This window comes from Haloarcula halophila (assembly GCF_029278565.1).
GTDB lineage: Archaea > Halobacteriota > Halobacteria > Halobacteriales > Haloarculaceae > Haloarcula > Haloarcula halophila.
In genome coordinates, this window is record NZ_CP119559.1 from 2014603 (window position 1) to 2034501 (window position 19899).

26 protein-coding genes are annotated in these 19899 nt (G+C 66.9%); 8 read left to right on the forward strand and 18 right to left on the reverse strand.

Annotated features, from left to right (window positions below; translation table 11 throughout):
• The first annotated feature begins 31 nt into the window (after positions 1-31).
• Positions 32-523, forward strand: coding sequence for an HPP family protein (locus P0204_RS10715; protein WP_276179027.1), 492 nt, complete (start codon positions 32-34; stop codon positions 521-523).
• A 1-nt stretch (position 524) separates the two neighbouring features.
• Here P0204_RS10715 and P0204_RS10720 read toward each other — a convergent pair whose 3' ends face one another.
• The 8 genes from P0204_RS10720 to P0204_RS10755 all read right to left on the reverse strand — a co-directional run bounded on the left by P0204_RS10720 (position 525) and on the right by P0204_RS10755 (position 8751).
• A complete protein-coding gene (locus P0204_RS10720) occupies positions 525-1244 on the reverse strand; it encodes a type 1 glutamine amidotransferase (protein WP_276179029.1) in 720 nt (239 codons plus the stop codon).
• Positions 1245-1304: 60 nt separating this feature from the next.
• Entirely contained in the window at positions 1305-1751 is a 447-nt protein-coding gene (locus P0204_RS10725; protein ID WP_276179031.1) for a DUF2085 domain-containing protein, read from the reverse strand.
• Positions 1735-2397, reverse strand: a complete 663-nt coding sequence (locus P0204_RS10730) for a zinc-ribbon domain and TM2 domain-containing protein (protein ID WP_276179033.1) — start codon at positions 2395-2397, stop codon at positions 1735-1737. Before P0204_RS10730 ends, P0204_RS10725 begins: the two co-directional genes overlap by 17 nt.
• A gap of 26 nt (positions 2398-2423) precedes the next feature.
• A complete protein-coding gene (locus P0204_RS10735; protein WP_276179035.1) occupies positions 2424-3200 on the reverse strand; it encodes an alpha/beta fold hydrolase in 777 nt (258 codons plus the stop codon).
• 48 nt (positions 3201-3248) lie between these two features.
• Positions 3249-4097 (reverse strand): DUF4013 domain-containing protein, encoded by an 849-nt coding sequence (locus P0204_RS10740; protein ID WP_276179037.1) that lies wholly within the window; start codon positions 4095-4097, stop codon positions 3249-3251.
• A 46-nt stretch (positions 4098-4143) separates the two neighbouring features.
• Entirely contained in the window at positions 4144-6927 is a 2784-nt protein-coding gene (gene alaS / locus P0204_RS10745; protein WP_276179039.1) for an alanine--tRNA ligase, read from the reverse strand.
• 46 nt (positions 6928-6973) lie between these two features.
• Positions 6974-7591 (reverse strand): archaellin/type IV pilin N-terminal domain-containing protein, encoded by a 618-nt coding sequence (locus P0204_RS10750; protein ID WP_276179041.1) that lies wholly within the window; start codon positions 7589-7591, stop codon positions 6974-6976.
• Positions 7592-7773: 182 nt separating this feature from the next.
• Entirely contained in the window at positions 7774-8751 is a 978-nt protein-coding gene (locus P0204_RS10755; protein WP_276179043.1) for a replication factor C small subunit, read from the reverse strand.
• Between the two features lie 130 nt (positions 8752-8881).
• Here P0204_RS10755 and samp2 point away from each other — a divergent pair, with 130 nt between their 5' ends.
• Complete coding sequence (gene samp2 / locus P0204_RS10760; protein WP_276179045.1) at positions 8882-9082, forward strand: ubiquitin-like small modifier protein SAMP2; 201 nt, start codon at positions 8882-8884, stop codon at positions 9080-9082.
• Between the two features lie 4 nt (positions 9083-9086).
• Here the strand turns inward: samp2 and P0204_RS10765 are convergent, their stop codons facing one another.
• Complete coding sequence (locus tag P0204_RS10765) at positions 9087-9299, reverse strand: hypothetical protein (RefSeq protein ID WP_276179047.1); 213 nt, start codon at positions 9297-9299, stop codon at positions 9087-9089.
• Positions 9300-9439: 140 nt separating this feature from the next.
• Here P0204_RS10765 and P0204_RS10770 point away from each other — a divergent pair, with 140 nt between their 5' ends.
• Positions 9440-9817 carry a GNAT family N-acetyltransferase gene (locus P0204_RS10770; protein ID WP_276179049.1) on the forward strand — a complete coding sequence of 126 codons (378 nt, stop codon included), beginning with the start codon at positions 9440-9442 and terminating at the stop codon, positions 9815-9817.
• A gap of 1 nt (position 9818) precedes the next feature.
• On the opposite strand, the gene P0204_RS10775 is transcribed toward P0204_RS10770, so the two are convergent.
• The 4 genes from P0204_RS10775 to larB all read right to left on the reverse strand — a co-directional run bounded on the left by P0204_RS10775 (position 9819) and on the right by larB (position 12598).
• Entirely contained in the window at positions 9819-11219 is a 1401-nt protein-coding gene (locus P0204_RS10775; RefSeq protein ID WP_276179051.1) for a phosphoglucomutase/phosphomannomutase family protein, read from the reverse strand.
• A 67-nt stretch (positions 11220-11286) separates the two neighbouring features.
• Positions 11287-11559: a GIY-YIG nuclease family protein gene (locus P0204_RS10780; protein ID WP_276179053.1), complete on the reverse strand. Its 273-nt coding sequence runs from the start codon at positions 11557-11559 to the stop codon at positions 11287-11289.
• 26 nt (positions 11560-11585) lie between these two features.
• Entirely contained in the window at positions 11586-11735 is a 150-nt protein-coding gene (locus tag P0204_RS21070; RefSeq protein WP_324760068.1) for a DUF7563 family protein, read from the reverse strand.
• Between the two features lie 101 nt (positions 11736-11836).
• The gene (larB, locus tag P0204_RS10785) at positions 11837-12598 is read right to left on the reverse strand and encodes a nickel pincer cofactor biosynthesis protein LarB (RefSeq protein WP_276179055.1); all 762 of its coding nucleotides are present in this window, start codon (positions 12596-12598) and stop codon (positions 11837-11839) included.
• A 252-nt stretch (positions 12599-12850) separates the two neighbouring features.
• Here larB and P0204_RS10790 point away from each other — a divergent pair, with 252 nt between their 5' ends.
• Positions 12851-13018: a DUF1931 family protein gene (locus P0204_RS10790; protein WP_276179058.1), complete on the forward strand. Its 168-nt coding sequence runs from the start codon at positions 12851-12853 to the stop codon at positions 13016-13018.
• A 74-nt stretch (positions 13019-13092) separates the two neighbouring features.
• On the opposite strand, the gene rpiA is transcribed toward P0204_RS10790, so the two are convergent.
• The 4 genes from rpiA to P0204_RS10805 form a co-directional block, all read right to left on the reverse strand.
• The gene (rpiA, locus tag P0204_RS10795) at positions 13093-13773 is read right to left on the reverse strand and encodes a ribose-5-phosphate isomerase RpiA (protein ID WP_276179060.1); all 681 of its coding nucleotides are present in this window, start codon (positions 13771-13773) and stop codon (positions 13093-13095) included.
• Positions 13774-13932: 159 nt separating this feature from the next.
• Positions 13933-14091 carry a DUF7563 family protein gene (locus P0204_RS21075; RefSeq protein ID WP_419181080.1) on the reverse strand — a complete coding sequence of 53 codons (159 nt, stop codon included), beginning with the start codon at positions 14089-14091 and terminating at the stop codon, positions 13933-13935.
• Positions 14092-14156: 65 nt separating this feature from the next.
• Positions 14157-14735, reverse strand: a complete 579-nt coding sequence (locus tag P0204_RS10800; protein WP_276179062.1) for a DUF7090 family protein — start codon at positions 14733-14735, stop codon at positions 14157-14159.
• A gap of 51 nt (positions 14736-14786) precedes the next feature.
• Positions 14787-15224, reverse strand: coding sequence for a DUF2391 domain-containing protein (locus P0204_RS10805; RefSeq protein ID WP_276179064.1), 438 nt, complete (start codon positions 15222-15224; stop codon positions 14787-14789).
• A gap of 129 nt (positions 15225-15353) precedes the next feature.
• On the opposite strand from P0204_RS10805, the gene P0204_RS10810 reads away from it, so the two are divergent.
• Both P0204_RS10810 and P0204_RS10815 read left to right on the forward strand, forming a co-directional pair.
• Positions 15354-16031: a class I SAM-dependent methyltransferase gene (locus P0204_RS10810; protein WP_276179066.1), complete on the forward strand. Its 678-nt coding sequence runs from the start codon at positions 15354-15356 to the stop codon at positions 16029-16031.
• 40 nt (positions 16032-16071) lie between these two features.
• Positions 16072-17076, forward strand: a complete 1005-nt coding sequence (locus tag P0204_RS10815) for an AI-2E family transporter (protein WP_276179068.1) — start codon at positions 16072-16074, stop codon at positions 17074-17076.
• 1 nt (position 17077) lies between these two features.
• Here the strand turns inward: P0204_RS10815 and P0204_RS10820 are convergent, their stop codons facing one another.
• Positions 17078-17863 (reverse strand): sulfurtransferase, encoded by a 786-nt coding sequence (locus P0204_RS10820; protein ID WP_276179070.1) that lies wholly within the window; start codon positions 17861-17863, stop codon positions 17078-17080.
• A 283-nt stretch (positions 17864-18146) separates the two neighbouring features.
• Between P0204_RS10820 and P0204_RS10825 the strand changes: the two genes are divergently transcribed.
• Positions 18147-19010: a sulfurtransferase gene (locus tag P0204_RS10825; protein WP_276179072.1), complete on the forward strand. Its 864-nt coding sequence runs from the start codon at positions 18147-18149 to the stop codon at positions 19008-19010.
• Between the two features lie 210 nt (positions 19011-19220).
• Complete coding sequence (locus P0204_RS10830; protein WP_465260841.1) at positions 19221-19535, forward strand: WNWW family protein; 315 nt, start codon at positions 19221-19223, stop codon at positions 19533-19535.
• Positions 19536-19899: the final 364 nt, after the last annotated feature.

Genomic DNA, 19899 nt, shown 5'->3' on the forward strand with positions numbered 1-19899 from the left:
GTTTAGTGTGGCGATCCTGACGCTGGCTACAGTGACACGTCAGAACCGTGCAGTGTGGGCCAGACAGACGGGGCGGATCGGTGCGCTCCTGTCGGCGCTGGGCGTCGTCGTCTGGGCCAGCGGGCTCCCGTTCCTGTTTCCAAGCCTCGGGCCGACGGCGTACCTCTACGCGACGCAGCCGTCTGCACCGACGTGTCGGGTCCGGCGGGTCCTGGGTGGTCACGCCGTCGGGGTCGCCGCCGGGCTCGTCGCCTATCACACCGTGGCCGGCGGTGTCGTCATCACGGCCTCCATGACCGCCGGCGCACCGGGGACGCTACGACTGGCAGCGAGCGGTGTCGTCGCGGCGATGTTGACGACCGTCGGGATGTTCGTGACCGACACGCACCACGCGCCGGCGTGTGCGACGACGCTCATCGTCGGACTGGGGATTCTCCCGTCGCTCCGGGAGGGGGGAATCATCCTCGTGGCGGTCTCGGTGTTGGCCGTCGAACACGCGCTCGTCGGCCGACTGCTCGAGTGAGTTAGTCGTCGTCTGCGGCGACTTCGCCCCGAGCCGTGGCATCGGACTGGACCGTCCGGACGTACTCCGTGAAGTTCTCGAACAGCTGTTTGGCCTCACAGGCCGCCCGGTAGTTCTCTTCGGTGATGCCGTCGATGACCCGCTGGACGCGCTCGTCGGCTAGTTCGTCCTTCCCCGAGGTGACCGTCTCGGCGGTCTGGGTGTCGTACTCCGGGTGGAACTGCACGGAGAAGACGTGTCCTTTCCGGAAGCCGTGGACGCCGTAGTCGTTCTCGGCGAACTGTTCGGCACCCGGCGGGAGCTGTGCGACGTGGTCCGAGTGGGTCGTAAACACGGTAAAGGAATCAGAAACCCCGTCGAGAAGCTCGTTCTCGCCGTCGTGTTCGACGGTCCGGTAGCCGATCTCGTAGTCGTCCATCGGCTCGACGCGGCCACCGAGCGTGTGTGCCAGGAGCTGGTGGCCGAAACAGACGCCCAGGAACGGCAGCCCGCGGTCGATAGCCGAGCCGACCCACGACTCCAGGTCGGCGATCCAGGGTTCGTCCCAGTAGACTGAGGCCCGCGATCCGGTGACGAGACAGCCGTCGAACGCGAAGTCTTCGGGCAGTTCGCGCTCGGTGACGTCGTACTCCACGAGGTCGGCGTCTAGTTCCCGCCGGAAGTTCCGGCGGTTGGCCGTGCCGTCGTGGGCCGCGTTCAGCAGGGCGATACGCAGACTCATTCACGGAAAGACAGACGCCCGAGGCGTAAAAACCTGCATATCCGTCCCAGCACTTGCCGCTCACTCCGACAGCCGGAGGCCGACCGCCGCGGCCGTGCCGTAGCCGACGGCGACCGCCACCGGCCACACCGTCGCCGTCGTCAGGACCCACGGGAGGGCGACGCCGTAGGCCAGTCCCAGGGTTGCGCCGGTCACCGTCCGGACGGCGTTGTAGCCCCGACGGTCGGTAAACGTCGTTACCGCCCAGTCTGCCAGTGCCGGTGCCGGCCCGAACGCGACCAGCGGCGCCCACAGCCCGCCCCCGACACCGAACAGGACGGCGAGGGAACCGAGGACGATTCCGGGGTAAACGCCGGAACAGCGGGCACAGACCGCGACCTCGCGGTCGGCTACCCGGAGCCGGTGGCATCGATAGTACTCGTCGGCCCGGTGGTGTGAGAGGAGGTACGGCGCCATCGCTGCGAGCGCACGCCGGAGTTCCGTGGTCCGGTCACTCGGAGTGGCCATCGTCGATGTCGTCGGGACCGTCGACGCGGGTGCTCTCGGTGTCCTCGGCTGTCGCGGACGCTGCTGTACTCTCGTGTGCCGACTCCGCTCCGTCCTCGTCGCTCTCGTCGTCTTCGTCGCTCTCGTCGTCTTCGTCGTCGACGTACGCGCGCTGGAACTCTTGGTCGGTCTTGGACAGATAGAGGATTCCCTCGATCAACCCTACGACCGCCGGGATGCCGGTCCAGAAGAAACAGAGGTACAACACGCCGATACCGATGTTTCCCAGGTAGAAGTGGTGTGCACCCAGCCCGCCGAGCAGGATCCCCAGGACGCCCGCGGTGACGCGATCCTTCGGCGATTCGGCGGTGCTTCCGGCGGCTGTGGCGTCTGCCTGCTCCGTTCCACACGCCGAGCAGAACTTCGCGTCGGCGTCGAGTGTCGTCCCGCAGCTCTGACAGTACTTCTCCCCGGCCGGTGCCGTCTCGACTGTCCCGGATTCGGCCGTGGCGTCGTCCGGGTCACCGCTATCGTCCGTCCCGCCGGTGTCGGTGTCTATCGGCCCGTTGCTGTCGTCGTCGAACTCGACCCAGTCGTCCTCGTCGAGGGGGGCGTCCCCCGCCTCGGTGGGGTCGCTGTCGTCGGAGGGATCGTCGTCCGGGGACATACCAGGGAGACTCGACAGCCCGGCTGTTAAACCTCGTGGTCGGTGTGGGTATCGAGCGTCGCCAGCAACCGGTCGGTGACGGCGGGAGCGTGTTCGACGAAACAGAGGTGTCGCCCCTCGACAGCCTCGCTGTCCCCCCGCGGCAGCTCAGCGGCCAGCGACTCCGCCGCCTCCGGGGCCACCACCGGATCGTCGAGGCCGTAGTACACCGTCGTCGGAAGCGTCACCTCGTACAGCGGCGGCGCCGAGAACCCCGTCATCGCCGCCGCCTGAGCCTCCCAGGGGTCGCCGGACGCGTCCTCCTCCCGTCGCCACCCCGTGACCCGGTCGAGGAGATCGGCCGCTTCCGTTCGGAACTGCTCGGAGAACGCACCCGAGAGGGACGCCTCGGGACCGGCGTCCAGCGAGAGCTCCGCGAGGGCGTCCGCGTCGATATCGTCGCCGTCGGCCGCCGTACAGTACAGCGTCAGCGTCGACGCACGGGTGTACTCGTGGGCGTACCGCAGCGCGACCATCCCGCCGAGCCCGGCGCCGACGACGTGTGCCGACCGGACGCCGTGGTCGGCGAGCACCGCTTCCAGATCGGCGGCGAGCGTCCCCACGTCGTAGGGGCCTGTGGGAGCGTCCGACCGGCCGGTCCCCCGCTGGTCGAACACCACCGTCTCGTAGGGGCCGGCGACGGCGTCGTGGTGCCAGCCCCACAGCCACGCGCCGTAGCCCACGTCGCCGACGAAGGCCACGGTGGGTCCGTCCCCGTCGGTCTCGTAGTAGAGGTCGACTCCGCGGTTGGTCGCTGTCGGCATCGTCGGTCCGTTCCCGGGACAGGGGCCTGGCTCTTTCGGTCGCCCGGCTCAGCGGGAGTCGGCGAGTTCCACCCGGTGGTCGGGCGACGTGATAGCTTCCGCCGCCTCGGGAGCCAGCGCCGGGACGACGCCGTCGCGGGCCGCCTCGCGGTAGTGATACCCCCAGAACGCCCCCGAGAGATAGAGTCCGTACGTCGAGACGAACGCCGGCCCGACGAGGGTGAACCAGGACGCGAGCCAGATCGCTCCGACGACGAGCGCCAGCCCCAGCCAGAGGACGAACCCTTTCAGATACGCCCCCCGGAAGGCGACTGCGCCGGCGAACTGCTGGGAGAACGACGCGCCCACCCGACCGGTCGCCGCACACGTCGTCAGCACTGCTGGCGTGACGTAGAGACCGGCCAGCCCGACGGCCGTGAGCACGAGCGGGTCCCAGCCGCCCAGACCGGCTTCCGCCAGGAGCGCGGTCAACGACGCGCCCAGGGCGGCGACGACGGCCCACAGCACGACGACTGCGACCGTGGCCCGGCCCCCGTCGACGAGCAGGTCCCGCCATCCTTCGAAGGGGGGCTGGGTTCGGTCCCCGCGTGCGGCCCCGCGGCACAACTGGACCGCGTAGCCGACGGTGAACAACTGCAGGGGCGGCAGGATCGCACCCAGCAGGCTCACGACACTCCCCAGCAGGAACGGGTCGTACCGGTCCTGGACCGGATACCCCAGCGCGAACCCGGCGACCCCGCGCTCGAAGGGGTCCTCGTCGCTCTCGTCCGGTCCCGAGTCACTGTCACCGTCCACCGCGTTCGTCTCGGAGAGTGGGCTCCCCAGTTCGTGGCCACACTGCTGGCAGAACGTGTCCGCGTCGTCGACGGCGGCCCCGCAGGCCGTACAGTACGGCATACAGTCGGTGGTTCGACACGAAGGGGTTTCGTTCTTTCCCTCCCTCTCAGACGTCCGCGACCGACCGCAGGATCTCCGGTGCGTCCGCCAGAGCGTCGTCGAGGCGGTCCCCGTCGGGGCCGCCACCCTGTGCGAAGTCCGGCGGACCGCCGCCACCGCCGCCGACGCGGCCGGCGAGTTCACCGACGACCTCGCCGGCGTCGACACCGACGCCCTCTGGGACGGCGACGACGAACTGTGCGCCCTCCCGCCCGGAGCCCAGGACGGCGATTTGTCCCTGTTCGACGAGGGCGTTCGCCTGTGCTCGGAGTTCCTCCATGTCCGCGTCGATACGTTGGACGACCGCGGTGGTCTCGCCCACGTCGATCTCCTCTGCGTCGGCGCCGCCGGAGGCGCGGGCCTCGGCCAGTTGCTCTTTGAGGTCCTCGATCTCTTTCCCGCGGGCCTTCCACTCGTCGAAGAACCGGGCGGCCGTCTCGGGGACCTCCTCGTGGGCCACGTCCAACACGTCGGCGGCCTCAGCGAGCGCGTCCTCGGTGGCGTGGGTCGCTTCGATCGCCGCGTTCCCGGCCGAGAAGGTCAGCCTGATGACCCCGTCCTGGATGCGCTCGGTGTTTTGCAGTTTGATCGTCCCGATGTCGCCGGTCCGGGCGACGTGGGTCCCGCCGCAGGCCTGGACGTCCTCGGCGATCTGGATCAGCCGGATCTGCTCGCCGGCGGGAATCCCGCCCTGATAGAGGTCGAAGCCGTGTTCCTCCTCGGCCTCGTGGCGGTCGGGCCACTGCTGGTTGACCGGGACGTTGTCCTGGACGAGTTCGTTGGCCAGCAACTCGATCTGTTTGACCTGTTCGCGGTCGATCGAGTCGTAGTGGCGAACGTCGATCCGGGCCGAGTCGGTCCCTTTCTGGGCACCGGCCTGCCGGATATGCTCGCCCAGCACCTGCCGGGCGCTGTGGATGACGATGTGGGTCGCGGTGTGGTGTTGCATCAGGCGCTTGCGCCGGTTCCCGTCCAGTTGCCCGCGGACGAACTCGCCTTTCCCGGGATCGTCGTCACAGGTGTGGACGACCACGTCGTCGTAACGCTGGACGTCGGTCACCTCGACGGTGATGTCGTCGGTCGACAGCGTCCCGTGGTCCGGGGGTTGGCCACCGCCTTCGGGGTAGAACATCGTCTGGTCGAGGACCACGTCGTAGTCGCCATCCTCGCGATCGAACACCTCCAGGACGACGGCCTCGAACTCCGTGCGCTGCTGGTCCTCGTAGTAGAGGCGGTCGGTGTCGGGCAGTTCTGTCAGCCGGTCGGCGTAGGGCGTCTCGTCGCCCGTCTCGGCCGCTTCGCCCCCGCCGTGGCGGCTCGCGACCACCGAGTAGAAGTCGTCGGGCACGTCGACGGCGACCCCGCGTTCGGCGGCGATCTCCTCGACCATATCGGGCTGGATGCCGTGTGAGTCGTACAGTTCGACCAGTTCCTCGGTCGGGATCGGCTCGCCGGACTCGGCGTACTCGTCGGCGAGCTGGCGGACCCGGCGGCCCCCGCGGTCGAGGGTCTCGCGGTACTTCTCGACCTCGGTACGGACGATATCCCGGATCGTGTCGCGGTTCTCGTAGTCGAGGCGCTCGGCCTGCATGTCGACGAGTTCGTCCAGCGGCGCGTCGACGCCGACGCTGTCGACCAGCCGTTTCGTCCGGCGGAGGACCATCCGTGCGAGATAGCCCGTGCCGACGTTCGAGGGGACGATGCCGTCCCCGAGCATGTACGCCAGCGTCCGGCAGTGATCCGCGATGGCGTAGATCTCCTCCAGGGGCTCGATCAGTTCCCGGAGTTCCGTGACGGAGACGCCGACCTCGGCGGCGATCTCGTCGCGGGCGGCCTCGATGTCCTCGGCCTCGTCGATGTCCATGTGACCCGCCAGCTTCGCGGCGTCGTGGACGATGGTGGCTTCCTCGTCCGTGAGGTCGATCCCGGCGTTGTCCTTGAGGAAGGCGATCATCTCGGGGTAGATCGCCTCGTACACCGTCGGCGTTCCCTGGCTCATCCAGGTCCACCGTTCGAGACCGTACCCGGTGTCGACGATGTAGGTGTCCATCTCCGAGTACGTGTTCCCGTCTTTCATCTCGTACTCGCCGTCGGGGTCCTGTTCGAGGGACATGAACACAAGCGTCGCCAGTTCCGCGCCCTTGTAGATGACCTCGAAGGCGGGGCCGGCGTTGCCGCCCCCGACCCAGGGGTCCTCGATGAGGGTCAGTTCCGCGGGGTCGGCGCCCAGTTCCTCGAACAACTCGACACAGTACTGGACGGTCTCGTCCTTCCAGTAGACCTCGCCCTCGTAGGCGTACTGCTCGGGGTCCTCGATGTCCTCGCGGGCGTTGAACGCGTGGTGGGCCATCATCTCGAAGGCCATGGTGTGGCGGCCGGTCTTGCCCACGTTGTCGATGTCCTGCATCCGGATACAGGGCTGGCTGATACACAGCGGGTTGGCCGGTGGCGGCGTCGTCCCGCTGGTGACCAGCGGCTGGAAGTCGTAGACAGAGGCCTGGGTCAGCAAGACGTCGTCGCGCCAGCGGTTGGCCGCGACCGGGTACGGCTCGATGCGTTCGTGGTCCCGTTCCTCGAAGAAAGAGAGGAAGACCTCCCGCATCTCTTCGAGCGTGTACGATTCGTCGAACCCGGGGTCGTCGATGAACCCGTACTCCTCACACGGCGGTTCGCCGCAGGTCTCGCGCTGGGTCCGTGCCCAGAACCTGGCCCCACAAGACGAGCACTCCTGGCGGCTAAACCCCGCCTCTTCGAAGTACTCCAGTCGATAGGCCTCGTCGAGGTCGCTCATTGGGGTACAGTTGGCCCACGTTCGCGTAAAACTGTTCCGAAGGGGGCTACACCGCGACTGCGGACCCGCCCGAGAGGGTCTGGGGGACGACGATGCGTTCGGTCGTGGTCGCTCCGGAGGTGGTGGTGATCCGGACCGTCGCCGTCTCGCCCTCGTCCAGTTCCTCGCCGAACTCGGTGGCACCGACGTTGTCGGAGTCACCGAGATCGAGCGTGATCCTGAACCTGTCCTCCGAATCGTCCAGAACCGGCTGCGAGTCGTCGTCGTCCTGGATCGTCGTCACGAGGAACCGGCCGTCGGGACTCCCGGATGCGCCGCTCTCGGCGAGCTGGTAGTACGAGCCGCTCGGACCGATCCACTGGACCGTCGCCTGGCCGAGGTCGACCGGTCCCGACCCCGGCGTCCGTCTGACCGTGAGGTTCACCACGCCGACCTGTTTGTTCGTGAAGTGATTCCCCGTCGCGCTGACGATCCCCACTCGGTTCGTCGTCGAGTCACTGGACTGTTCGCCGGTCGTCTCCGCGGAACTCTGGAGGTAGCCGGACGTATCGATGAGGACACCCGCCGCGATGGCCGCTACCAGCACCATCGAGATGAAGACGATGAGCGTCCCGATACCGACCTGGCCACGCTCGCCTGCCCTCCGGTTGGTCGACCCGTTCATTTCAGTGTGTGATAGTTGCTTACTCGATCGTCATAAGGGTCAGTGCGCAATTATTAGCGGTGAGAACTGGCGTCTCGTACCGTTTCAGACGTGTTCAGTGTGTCCAGGACTGTCGGCGATAGAAGACGTTTCACCGGTTCAGTTCCCGGATTTCAGTCGCTGAAACCGGGGCCGACCGACACTCACTCCGACTGTGCGAGCGAGGCGAGCATCGCCTCCAGTTGCACCCGCTCGTTTGCCCCCTGGGTGATCCGGTAGTCGGTCTCGCCCACCCGTTCGAGGACTCGGACGGCCGCCCGGTCGTCGATGTCGAACTCCCAGATCGAGCGATGCAGTTGGTCGATGATGTCGCCACCGGCGATCCCCTCCTCCGTGAGCAGTCGGTCGAGCGTCGCCCGGGCCGCGGTGAAATCGCCGTCCAGCGCCGACTGGACCATCTCGTGGATCTCCTCGGGTCGTGCGGTGGCGGTGATCGTGTAGACCGCCGACTCGTCGACCACGTCGCCGCTGACCGAGGCTGCCTGGAGCCCGTTGATCGCCTTGCGCATGTCGCCGGCGGCAGCGTAGACCAGCGCGTCCAGGCCATCGTCTGTCAACTCGATCCCCTCCTCGGCGGCGATGTGGCGGATCTCCGCCCCGACGGCCTCGTCCGACAGCGGTGAGAACCGAAAGACCGCACACCGCGACTGGATCGGGTCGATGATCTGGCTGGAGTAGTTACACGAGAGGATGAACCGGACGTTGTTCGAGAACTGCTCCATGGTGCGGCGGAGCGCTGACTGAGCGTCGCTCGTGAGCGCGTCTGCCTCGTCGAGGAAGATGATGCGGTAGTCGTGGCCGCCGAAACTGGTGCGGGCGAAGTTCTTGATCCGGTCCCGGACCACGTCGATGCCCCGCTCGTCGGAGGCGTTGAGTTCGAGGAAGTGCTCGCGCCAGTCCTCGCCGTACAGTTCCCGGGCGATGGCGGTCGCACAGCTCGTCTTCCCGGTGCCTGCTGGCCCCGAGAACAACATGTGGCTCAGATCGTTCCGGGAGACGTAGCTCTGGAGGCGGCCGACGATGTTCTCGTGGCCCATCACGTCGTCGAGGGTCTCCGGGCGGTACTTCTCGATCCACACTTCCTCACGCCCCGCCCGCGACTCGGAGTCGGCCTCGCTCATGTCTCCGGGGAGGCGTGGGCTACCCTTAAACGAACCGTTCAGCCGAGTCGGCCGGCTGCCGATCACGACGACGCTCGCCGGATCGACACCAGCCGACACACTCAAGCCCGCGATGCCAGTAGGGACGGCTATGCACGTCACCGTCGAGGTGGCCGGCGAGGAGACACACGAGGTCGACGTCGGCGAGGACGCCACCTACGCCGAGGTGGTGGAGTCGCTGGACCTCTCGCCACACGCCGTCTCGGTGATGGTCGAGGATCGGACGGTCCCGACCGACCAGCCCGTCGACAGCGACCACGTCACGGTCGTCCGACTCATCAAGGGCGGGTGAGCCATCACTCGTTGCGTTCGGCCAGGTCTCCCCGGACGATGGTCCAGAGGAGCCCGATACCGCCCCCGAACTGGAGCACACCGACGAGGGCGTAAAACCAGACGCTGTCCAGCGACAGTCCCGGGACCGTCTGTGACGCGACGGTCCCGCTCAGGGCGAGGAACCCGCCGACGGCGACGAGGGCGGCCGACAGGCGGACCGATCGCTTCGCATTCATATCCTGTCCTGCACACCGGGCACCAAGAAACCGCATGAGACGGATCGGGCGACGGAGCAGGGCCGGTCGCTCACCGTCCGTTTTTGCCCGTCGAGGTCCCACAGACGGCCATGTCGACACCCGCGGGGGAGGGCTGACCCGTGCACGTTCGTGACGCGACCGCCGAGGACCTCACCCCGGTGATGAACGTCCTCGACGGCGCAGTACTGGCCGTCGATGTCGAGACCGTCCGCGCGAGCATCGGCCGTGACGCGACGCTCGTCGCGATCTCCGACGAGGGGCAGGTACTGGGCGCACTCGTCCTCGACGGTTGCCACATCGAGGCCGTCGCCGTCCGCCGCCGTCGACGCGGGCAGGGGATCGGGACGGCACTGATAACAACTGCGGCCGACGGCCGGGCGTCCCTTACCGCCGAGTTCGACGTGGCGGTCCGGCCGTTCTACGAGTCGCTGGGCTTTGCCGTCGACTCCCTGGAGGAACCCGGCCGCTGTCGAGCCGTCTACCGACCGGCGGAGTAAGTCACACCAGCGGGGTGACGATCTCGCGGCCGGCGGCGAGCAGTTCCTGAACCCGGTCTTTGCTCCCCGCTTCGGCGTAGACGCGGAGCTTCGGCTCGGTCCCCGAAGGGCGGACGAGCAGCCAGGTCCCGTCCGCCAGTCGGATCTTGAACCCGTCGACGGTGTTGATCCCGTCGACGGCGACGCCCGCGACCGACTCGGGCAGGGACTCCTCCAGTGCCGCGAGTACCGGCTCCTTCCGGTCGTCCAGGCAGTCGACGCTGACGCGGTTCTGGTGGATCTCGCCGTGCGCGTCCAGCAACCGGTCGACGCGCTCGTCGAGCGGTTCGGCCGTGTCGGCTGCGACCGCGAGCAGCGCCATCAGGACCCCGTCCTTGTTCCGGAGGTGGTCGGTCAGGCCGAACCCGCCCGACTCCTCGCCGCCCAGCAGGGCGTCGTTGTCGGCCATCGCTTCGGCGACCCACTTGAACCCGACAGCGGTCTCGAAGACGGGCTCGTCGTGAGCCTCGGCGACGCGGTCGATGATGCTCGACGAGGAGACGGTCCGGACGACCGGGCCGTCCCGCGATTCGAGGAGGTAGTCGTACAGCGCGGCGAAAAAGAGGTTCGGCCCGAGGAACCCGCGTTCGGGCGTGACGACGCCGATGCGGTCGGCGTCGCCGTCGTTGACGATCCCGATCTCCCCCTCCCCGTCGGCGACCCGATCGATGAGTTCACCGACCTTCCCGGCGGTCGGTTCCGGCGAACTCCCGCCGAACTCCGGGTCGAGGTCGTCACGCAGCGCGGTCACGTCCGCGCCGGCCCGGGCGAGCAGGTCGCCGGTGACGCCGCGCCCGCTGCCGTGCATCGCGTCGTAGACGACGGCGTGCCCCGAGAGATCGACGTCGGCGTAGTCGAGTGCGTGTTCGCGGTAGTTTCCGAGCAGCGACTCCTCGGTGATGGCCCCCCACTCCTCCTCGGGCAGCGGGTCCGGTTCGGCGAGTGCGGCCTCGATCTCCTCGGTGAGTCCCGGGAGCGCGGGCGCGCCCTCGTCGGAGAGGAACTTCACGCCGTTGTACTCCGGCGGGTTGTGACTGGCCGTGATCTGGAGCCCCCCGGCCAGGTCCCGGTCACGGACCGTCCAGGCGACCACGGGCGTGGGCGTGTCACGGTCGGGGAGGAGTACGTCGAACCCGTTCGCACAGATGACCCGCGCGAGTTCCTCGGCGAACCCACGCGAACTCTCCCGGGCGTCGTAGCCGACGGCAACGGGACGGGTCTCCCCTCGGGCGTCGAGGACCGTCGCGACGGCCTGTCCGACCATCCGGACGCGGGGCGTCGTGAACGTATCCAGTGTCGCCCGCCAGCCGTCCGTCCCGAACTCGATGGCCGCAGCCTTCTCCGCAGCACCGTCTGATACCATACACCGCAGTGCGCCCCGGGTGGGCAAAAAGCTCCCGTCGCTGTGGCTCACGCGTTCCGGCCGCGGATCACGCTGTCGTCGATTCGTCGACCAACTCTTCTTTCCGGTCCCGTGAGAACTGTTTGATCTGGTGCTCACGGCTCATCGCGGCGGACCGGCTCTCGAAACCCTCGACGTGGACCAACTCGACGGGGGTCCGTCCGCGCGTGTACTTCGCGCCGTCACCGGCGTCGTGTTCGGCCACGCGGCGCTGGACGTCGGTCGTGTAACCGGTGTAGAAGGTTCCGTCGCTGCACCGAACTACGTAGGTGTAATGTTGCGTGTGCTGCGAGTTGGTCATCGGTCGATACGGCGGATGGATGGGCCTTACACTTGTCGGGCACGCTCTCTCGACACTTCGGCGATCCCAGCGTTCGCCGAACAGTTGGGGCAGGCCCGGATGTGTCCGTGCTCGTCAGCGAACACACGGGCGAACTGTTCCGAGACGTGCGCGCCACAGTGGTCACATTCAGTCATCGTATTCGTCGGCAGTTCGACCACCGACAATGTTCCCTTAGCGCCCACCCCCTGAATCACGTGTGCCCAACTAGTTTGGTGGGTGTTGCCACCCGACCAGATCACCGTGTAGCATCGATCTGACGGGCGATCAGCCCTGCCTGGACACCGGCGGTGAACCCCGCGTCGACGTTGACGACAGAGAGAGCCGTACAGGACTGTAGCATTCCGGAGAGGGCGGCTTCGCCGTTCCCGCCGTGGCCGTAGCCGGTCGAGACCGGGAGGCCGATGACGGGAACGTCGACCAGGCCCGCGACGACTGTCGGGAGCGCACCTTCTCGGCCGGCGGCGACGATCAGGACGTCCTGGTCGCGCAGTCGGTCGACGGCGTCGATGGTCCGGGCCATGCTGGCGACGCCGACATCGTCGACCCGGGTGACCGCCGCACCCATCTCGCCGACGATCATCGCGGCTTCACCGGCCGGGACGGCGTCGGAGGTTCCGGCCGTGACGACGCCGACAGTGGCATCGAGCGACGGCCGCTCGAACGACGGCGTGGTCGCGACGAGCCAGCGAGCGCGCTCGTCCCAGCGGAGCGTCGCCGCCGGTGCCGTATCGGCTACCGTCTCCCTGACCGCCGTGACCGCTGGCGCTTCGATACGGGTCACGATCGCCCGGCCGGTCGTCTCGACGGCCGTCTCGGCCAGCGCCGCGACCTCTGCCGGCGTCTTCCCGTCCCCGAGAATCGCCTCGGGGACCCCCGAGCGGGACTCCCGTGTCGCGTCGAACCGTCCGGCGCCGCTCGTCGCGTACCCCGCCAGTTCCGCTTGGGCCTCGGCTGGGCTCACCTCGCCGGCCGCGACCGCTTCGAGTAGATCACGCATACGTCACATCGGTGTGCCGGGCACTCCTATGCGTCGGTTCGGTCGCCGTCGCGCGAGCGGGCCACAGCGTCCCGCTGGCGCGCGAGCGTGGCGGTCGGCGAAACTACCGGCAATTGTCTCTTATACTCGGTTCTCAGGCACGGATTTATAAGTGAGGGAACTATCGAAATCGCCTCAGACCCCCGCGAATAGGGGACAGAGCGGGATAATTGGGGAAAGTATTTAAGCGCCCCCTTCGGATGGGATCACTGTATGGCAGACCTAATTGTCAAAGCCGCCGTGAAGGAATCGCTCGACGACATGAACGTTGCCTCTGACTTCTACGACGCACTCGACGAGGAAGTCGAGGAGCTCCTCGCCGACGCCGCCCGACGCGCAGAGGCAAACGACCGCAAGACAGTCCAGCCGCGCGACCTGTAAGGTCGACTCCATTTCTTTCTTTCGCTACCCCGGTAGCGATGGCTCTGGCCAAGTGATGCCGCTGGGTGTGTCAGTTACGGCTCGCGAACAGTGACCCCGTCCTCGGTCCCGACGTGGATCTCGTCGGCCAGTCCGACGAACAGGCCGTGTTCGACCACACCTGGGGTGTCGGCCAGCCGGCGGGCGAGCCGCTCCGGGTCCTCGATGGGGCCGAAGGCACAGTCGAGGACGAGGTTGCCGTTGTCGGTCACCACGGGGCCGTCCTTGCGTTCGGCGGCCCGAAGCTGTGGGTCCCCGCCCAGCTCCTCGACGGTCGCGGCGACGGTCGTCCGGGCGGCCGGCAGGACTTCGACTGGCACCGGCACGGAGAGGCTCTCGGCCGCCTTCGTCGGGTCCGCGACCACCAGAAACCGGTCGGCGCTGGCGTCGACGATCTTCTCTCTGGCGTGGGCTGCACCGCCGCCTTTGATCAGATCGCCGCCGGCGACCTCGTCGGCGCCGTCGATCGCCAGGTCGATCGAGGCCTCGTCGACCTCCGCCAGCGGGACGCCACACTCCCGGGCCAACTGGCGGGACTGAAACGAGGTCGGAACTCCCGTCACGTCCAGCCCGTCGTCGATCTGTCGGCCGAGCGCCCGGATGGCGTGTGCCGCAGTGCTTCCCGTCCCGAGGCCGACGACCATCCCGTCCTCGACGGCCTCGGCTGCGGACTCCCCGGCCGCTCGTTTCGCCGCGTCGGAACCGCCTTGTTTCATGCTCGCGGAGTCGTGGCTGGCCGACAAAACGTTTGTTCTCCCGGCTCAGTCGGCGTCGCCACACGCCGTACTGAGCGGACAGTGGTGTGGCCACGCGGCCACAGAAACAGTCGGAGCTGACTCAGCTGGAGGTGACTCAGTCGGAGGTGGCCCCAGACGCTATCCTCGTCGCGTCGACCGCGCCTCGCGAACGTCGGCGCCGTCCCGGATCTTGTCTTCACACTGCGGGCACACTCGCGGCTTCTCGACCCCATTCGGTGTGAATACCCGCGCGTAGGCGGCTGTGACAAAATTACCGCAGTTCTGGCATTCCGGCATACAGCCGAACGAACGTTCTATTCCCTCTTAATTGTTGGTGCTTTGGTAGGAATTACCACACCGGTTCAGAACTCGCTGGTGACGGTACCGTCCTCGGCGAGTTCGACGACGCCGTCGAACTGCTCCCGGAAGGCCGCGACCGTCTCCGCGTCGTGGACTTCCTCCGCGAGGTGGAACAGCCCGACTGCATCGTACTCGGCAAGCAACGCCAGGATGTCGCCGACTGCCTCCAGCGCGCGCTGTTCGTCGGCGTAGTAGATCAGTTCCGTGACCGAGTCGAAACTCACGCGGAGTTTCCCGTCGTGGTCTTGCAGGAACCGCTCGGTCTGTTCGACGATACCCTCCAGATCGTCGGGAGCGGAGACGTACTGGACGTTACTGGACTGGCGGCGAGTGTAGCCACGTTCGACCGACAGGGTATCGAGGATCGTCGCGGTCTCCTCGTCGACCTCGTAGTACTCCAGTTTCTGCTTGACTTCCCGTGCTGTCGTCCGCGTCGAGATAACCAACATCGCGTCGGTGTCAGTCGAGAGGAAGTCGGTGTCGATCCGGTCTGTCTCACCGGTACTCGGGTGCAAGAGGAGGATACCGGTCCCGCCCGGGACGGTATCGGGCGCGTTGTCGATCGCCAACGTATACTCCATATGCCGGTGAAAGCGGACGGACCCGCATTAAGTCTGCGGGTCTGTGGTCGCTCAGAACACGCTGTCGGCGGTCGCGGCGCCGACGACGCTGAAGATCGCCCCCACAGCGGTCGCCTTCAGCGTCGTCACCGCGAGTCGCTCCGCTGTCGGGTCGGGGAGGATCTCGTTTTTGACGAGGAACGTCTCGGGCGCAGTGAACACCAGCGCAAGGGTCGCCACCGACCCGAACGAGACGATCATCAGGGAGACAAAGCGGATCGGGACGCCGGCGACCTCCGCCTCGGTCTCGACGTCACGGCCGGCGTCGGCCTGGTAGAGCGCACCGTAGCCGATCGCGAAAACGATGGCCGTCACGACTGCCGCGTGGTAGTTGCTCATGTTCGTGGCGAGCACCCACACCTCCTCGGTGACGACGAACGGCCCGGCGAGCAGAAATCCCCCGACGACCTGTTGGGCAGTGTCAGCGATCCGGTAGCGTCGTCGAGCCATACTCTCCCATTGTGATATCGGCCCGGATAACGCTACTGGGTTCGGTACCCGACACCAATCGCCCGGCTTCGGGCGGCCTCGATCTCCCGAAACACAACCGGTTTTTGGCTCGCGGGCGGTGGTCCGGATATGAGCGTCAGCGACGAGTTCGACGAGTGGGCGGCCGCCGGGAAGGACCGGGGGATGGAGGACCGACACTGGCATACCGCCAAACACGTCCTGGCTCGGATGCCCGTCGAGGCCGGCGAGACGGTACTGGACCTGGGCTGTGGCAGCGGCTACGCCGGCCGCGCGCTCAGAGAGACCAAAGACGCGGGCCGCGCCTACGGGATCGACGCCGCCCCCGAGATGGCCCACAACGCCGCCGACTACACCGACGACCCACAGATCGGCTACCTGATCGGGGACTTCGAGCACCTGCCTTTCGAGACCGACAGCATCGACCACTGCTTCTCGATGGAGGCGTTCTACTACGCGAGCGACCCCCACGCCGCACTCGCCGAACTCGCCCGTGTGATCCGCCCCGGTGGCACCTTCCACTGTGCGGTCAACTACTACGAGGAGAACGTCCACTCCCACGAGTGGCAGTCGTTCATCGACGTTCCGATGACCCGCTGGGACCGCAGTCAGTACAGAGCGGCCTTCCGGGAGGCCGGCTTCTCGGTCGCCGTCCAGGACAACATCCCGGACCGAGAGATCGAGATTCCGCCCGCGAGTGAGTTCCCGACCGAGGACTGGGAACGCCGTGAGGCGATGGTGGAACGATACCGGGAGTACGGGACTCTGGTCACCGTCGGCGTCCGTTGAGGCCGGGAATGCTTTTCCCCCTGCCTGTCGAACACCGAGCGTGAGATCCCGACAGCGGACGTACGTCCTCGGCGGCCTCTTCGTCGCGACGGTGCTACTGGCGACGTGGTTACTGTCGAGCGTGCTGGCGACGGTCTTTTTCGCTATCACGGTCGCATATGTCCTCTATCCGCTCTCGGAGCGGCTCGTCGACCGTGGGCTCTCGAAGCGTGTGGCTGCGATGCTCTCGACGGTCGTCGCGTTCCTCGCTGGGACGGCTATCACGCTCCCGCTCGTCGGCGTGTTGTACGTCCGCCGCCGGGACCTCTTCGTCTTTCTCCAGCAACTCCCAGAGACGCTGACGCTCCGGGTCGGCGAGTTCGCCTACCCGATCAACGTCGCCGACATCCTGCTGGCACTCAGGGGAATCGTCCAGGGGTTCGCGGTTACGCTGGCGACGCTGATGCCGATTCTGGCGCTGAAAGCGGTGTTGTTCGCGATCCTGGTCTACGCGATCCTCTGGCGTCCGGCGGCGCCGAAACACGAGATCTACGAGCTGATCCCGCGCCGGTATCACGACATCCTCGACCGCCTCCACAGACGGCTCCGGTCGACGCTGTACGCCATCTACGTCCTCCAGGCCGCGACCGCCTTCGGCACCTTCCTGATGGCGTGGGCGGTGTTCGCCACGCTCGGCTATCAGAGCGCCTTCGCGCTGGCGGTCGTCGCTGGCATCCTCCAGTTCGTCCCGGTGGTCGGTCCGAGCGTCGTCGTCCTGGCGATCGCCGCCGCCGACGTGGTCGCGGGGGACGTGGTCGGGGCCGTCCTGGTGACTGTCGTCGGTCTCGTCCTCGTGGGGTTCCTCCCGGACGCGGTCATCCGCCCACGGCTGGCCCGCTACACCGCGGGGATGCCGGCGAGCCTCTACTTCGTCGGGTTCACCGGCGGCGTGCTGTCGCTGGGGCTCGTGGGCTTCATCGCCGGTCCCGTGGTCGTCGCCCTCCTGATCGAGTTGATCCACCTGCTTACCGAAGACCGGTCGCCGACCCAACAACAGCTCTCGTAGCCTACTCGGACTCGGTCACGAGCGGGCGCCCCTGTGCCTCCCACTCGGTGAGGCTCCCCTCGTAGAACCCGATCTCCGGGAAGCCAAGTTCCCGGAGGACCACGTAGGTGTGGCTGATCCGCCGGGCCGTGTTACAGTAGAGGACGATCCGTTTCTCCGGGACGATCCCGGCGGCTGCGAGCAGTTCCAGGGCTCGCTCACGGGGGAGCAGGCCGCGGCTCTCGGTGTCGACCAGATCCCGCCAATCCAGGAGGACCGCGCCCGGGATGTGCCCCGCCGCGTACTCGCTTTGCTCGCGGGTGTCGACGACGACGGCCTCGGGGTCCTCGGCCGCCGCCGACACCGCTTCGGGACCGACGAGGGGCGTCTCGTCGGGCGGGTCGACGGCGTAGTCCGCCGGCTCGACGGCCGTCGGCTCGCTCGTCGTCCCGAAGGAGCGTTGCCAGGCCGAGAAGTCGCCGTCGAGCAGGTGGAGTCGGTCGGGATCGTGGCCCAACAGCTCCGCCGTCACGAGGAACCGGGCGGCGAAAACGCCGTGGTGGTCGTCGTAGGCGACGATCTCGTCGTCTCCGCCGACGCCGGCCTCCGAGAGGAGGGCTGCCCAGGTTTCTTCTGTGGGGAGCATCCCGTCGCTGTCGTCCTCGCCCGTCCGAAACGTCTCGAAGGGCACGTTCACCGCTCCCGGAAGGTGGCCGAGTCCGTCGTATTCCCAGGCGTCCCGCACGTCTACCAGCTTGAGCGCGCCGAGGCGGTCGTTGACCCAGTCGGCCGAGACGATATCTGTCATTATCGGCCGTTATCGCCCCCGACGGCTTGAAAACTCCTATTGGTCCCGGTCGAAGGTAGAAGCAAAAGCTGCCTCGAAACTATCACTGTGATTCACTCTCACGCCACAGCTCGATATCCGGCCGCCCGCTCGTGGTTCGCGCCGACGACCGCCGGTTTCGGCGAGCCGACGCCGTAGTGGCTCGTGCAGATGACGGCAACATATGCCGGTGCAAGGGAGGACTGGACGTACCTGCCGACACTCGTGGTAATATATGTGTGGTGGACTAACGGTTCAATGCATTATGACTGAATACGCCAACGACGTGCTCGTCTCGGCCGACTGGGTCAGCGAGCACCTCGACGAGTTCCAGAGCGACGACTCGGCCCACCGGCTGGTCGAGGTCGACGTCGACACGGAGCTGTACGACGAGAGCCACATCCCCGGTGCCATCGGGTTCAACTGGGAGACAGACCTCCAGGACCAGACAACGCGGGATATCCTCTCGAAGGACGACTTCGAGGACCTGCTCGGTGCCCACGGCATCAGCGAGGACTCGACGGTCGTCCTCTACGGTGACAACTCCAACTGGTTCGCCGCCTACACCTACTGGCAGTTCAAGTACTACGGCCACGACGACGTGAAGCTGCTCGACGGCGGCCGCGAGTACTGGGTCGAGAACGACTACGAACTGACCGACGAGGTACCCGAGTTCGACGCCGTCGACTACGAGGCCTCCGGCCCGCGTGAGTCCATCCGTGCCTACCGCGAGGACGTCGAGAACGCCATCGAGCGTGAACTACCGCTCGTCGACGTTCGCTCGCCCGAGGAGTTCTCCGGCGAGATCCTCGCGCCCCCCGGACTCCAGGAGACCGCCCAGCGTGGCGGCCACGTCCCCGGCGCACAGAACATCTCCTGGGCGGCCGTCACCAACGACGACGGGACGTTCAAGGACTACGACGAACTCGAAGCGCTCTACGCCGAACACGGCATCGACGGCGACTCCACGACGGTCGCCTACTGCCGCATCGGCGAGCGCTCCTCGGTCGCCTGGTTCGCGCTCCACGAACTGCTGGGGTACGACGACACGATCAACTACGACGGCTCCTGGACCGAGTGGGGCAACCTGGTCGGTGCGCCCATCGAGAAGGGCGAGGCCGACGACTGAGCGTAGCGAGGGAGTCGGCCTCGTAGCGGAACGGGGAGCCCGCAGGGCGACCCGTGAAGCAGGCGAAGCTGAGTAAGCGCTAGCGCACGAAGCTTCGGATCGAAGCGGGACCGTAGCCGACCCGCAGCGAAGGGCGACGCGGACGACCGGTCGTTCTCGCCGTTTTTTCGGCAGCACGTGGATGACGCGTAGCCACGCAATCGGCCGTGGATTCAAGGCTCTCGGGACCAACTGACACCCGTGGACAGAACTGAACTCGAAGGGGAACTCCGGGGTGCGTTCGACGCCGAGGAGGCGGTTATCTCCGTCGTCGCCAGGCAGGCACGCGATATGGCGGAGGGTGGGCAGTTCGCTGCCGACTTCGATGCGGAACTGACACCGGAAACCGTCGTCGACAACCTCGCGGACGCTCCCGAGGGGTACTCACTGGTCGAGCGGTGGAACTGGTGGCTCGGTGCGCTGGATCTCTCTCACGGGGGGTACACGCGGTTCAGTGTTCGGCCGGACATCGAGCGACAAGCGTAGCTCGACGGCTCCCGACCGAAAAAATCGGCGCCAGCCAGCCGGCTCAGAATACGTTGAGCCCGTGCGATTCTCGTGCGTGTTCGAGAAGCTCGTCCGTGCTCTCGAACGCCTCACCACAGCTGCACGTGTGATACGTGGTCGTCGGTGTCTGCTGGCTTGTCGCCATGACGGTTACGTGTAGATGCCGGACTATAATAATTGTTTATGGTAATGTGGTACCGAGACACAATCGTCGTGTTGACGAGTCCCACAGTTTCGCGTGGCGACCCACCGGTCCCGATTGCCGATCGATCTCTGTGGAGGGCTCTTCCGCGCCGATATCGCCACCGACGTGGCAGTGCGGACCCATAGAGTCATATCCGTG

Coding starts and splice junctions, on each gene's coding strand:
- P0204_RS10720 (WP_276179029.1), bottom strand. CDS start 1,244: ATGAGTCTGCGTATCGCCCTGCTGAACGCGGCCCACGACGGCACGGCC.
- P0204_RS10725 (WP_276179031.1), bottom strand. CDS start 1,751: ATGGCCACTCCGAGTGACCGGACCACGGAACTCCGGCGTGCGCTCGCA.
- P0204_RS10730 (WP_276179033.1), bottom strand. CDS start 2,397: ATGTCCCCGGACGACGATCCCTCCGACGACAGCGACCCCACCGAGGCG.
- P0204_RS10735 (WP_276179035.1), bottom strand. CDS start 3,200: ATGCCGACAGCGACCAACCGCGGAGTCGACCTCTACTACGAGACCGAC.
- P0204_RS10740 (WP_276179037.1), bottom strand. CDS start 4,097: ATGCCGTACTGTACGGCCTGCGGGGCCGCCGTCGACGACGCGGACACG.
- alaS (WP_276179039.1), bottom strand. CDS start 6,927: ATGAGCGACCTCGACGAGGCCTATCGACTGGAGTACTTCGAAGAGGCG.
- P0204_RS10750 (WP_276179041.1), bottom strand. CDS start 7,591: ATGAACGGGTCGACCAACCGGAGGGCAGGCGAGCGTGGCCAGGTCGGT.
- P0204_RS10755 (WP_276179043.1), bottom strand. CDS start 8,751: ATGAGCGAGGCCGACTCCGAGTCGCGGGCGGGGCGTGAGGAAGTGTGG.
- samp2 (WP_276179045.1), top strand. CDS start 8,882: ATGCACGTCACCGTCGAGGTGGCCGGCGAGGAGACACACGAGGTCGAC.
- P0204_RS10765 (WP_276179047.1), bottom strand. CDS start 9,299: ATGAATGCGAAGCGATCGGTCCGCCTGTCGGCCGCCCTCGTCGCCGTC.
- P0204_RS10775 (WP_276179051.1), bottom strand. CDS start 11,219: ATGGTATCAGACGGTGCTGCGGAGAAGGCTGCGGCCATCGAGTTCGGG.
- P0204_RS10780 (WP_276179053.1), bottom strand. CDS start 11,559: ATGACCAACTCGCAGCACACGCAACATTACACCTACGTAGTTCGGTGC.
- P0204_RS21070 (WP_324760068.1), bottom strand. CDS start 11,735: ATGACTGAATGTGACCACTGTGGCGCGCACGTCTCGGAACAGTTCGCC.
- larB (WP_276179055.1), bottom strand. CDS start 12,598: ATGCGTGATCTACTCGAAGCGGTCGCGGCCGGCGAGGTGAGCCCAGCC.
- P0204_RS10790 (WP_276179058.1), top strand. CDS start 12,851: ATGGCAGACCTAATTGTCAAAGCCGCCGTGAAGGAATCGCTCGACGAC.
- rpiA (WP_276179060.1), bottom strand. CDS start 13,773: ATGAAACAAGGCGGTTCCGACGCGGCGAAACGAGCGGCCGGGGAGTCC.
- P0204_RS21075 (WP_419181080.1), bottom strand. CDS start 14,091: ATGCCGGAATGCCAGAACTGCGGTAATTTTGTCACAGCCGCCTACGCG.
- P0204_RS10800 (WP_276179062.1), bottom strand. CDS start 14,735: ATGGAGTATACGTTGGCGATCGACAACGCGCCCGATACCGTCCCGGGC.
- P0204_RS10805 (WP_276179064.1), bottom strand. CDS start 15,224: ATGGCTCGACGACGCTACCGGATCGCTGACACTGCCCAACAGGTCGTC.
- P0204_RS10810 (WP_276179066.1), top strand. CDS start 15,354: ATGAGCGTCAGCGACGAGTTCGACGAGTGGGCGGCCGCCGGGAAGGAC.
- P0204_RS10820 (WP_276179070.1), bottom strand. CDS start 17,863: ATGACAGATATCGTCTCGGCCGACTGGGTCAACGACCGCCTCGGCGCG.
- P0204_RS10825 (WP_276179072.1), top strand. CDS start 18,147: ATGACTGAATACGCCAACGACGTGCTCGTCTCGGCCGACTGGGTCAGC.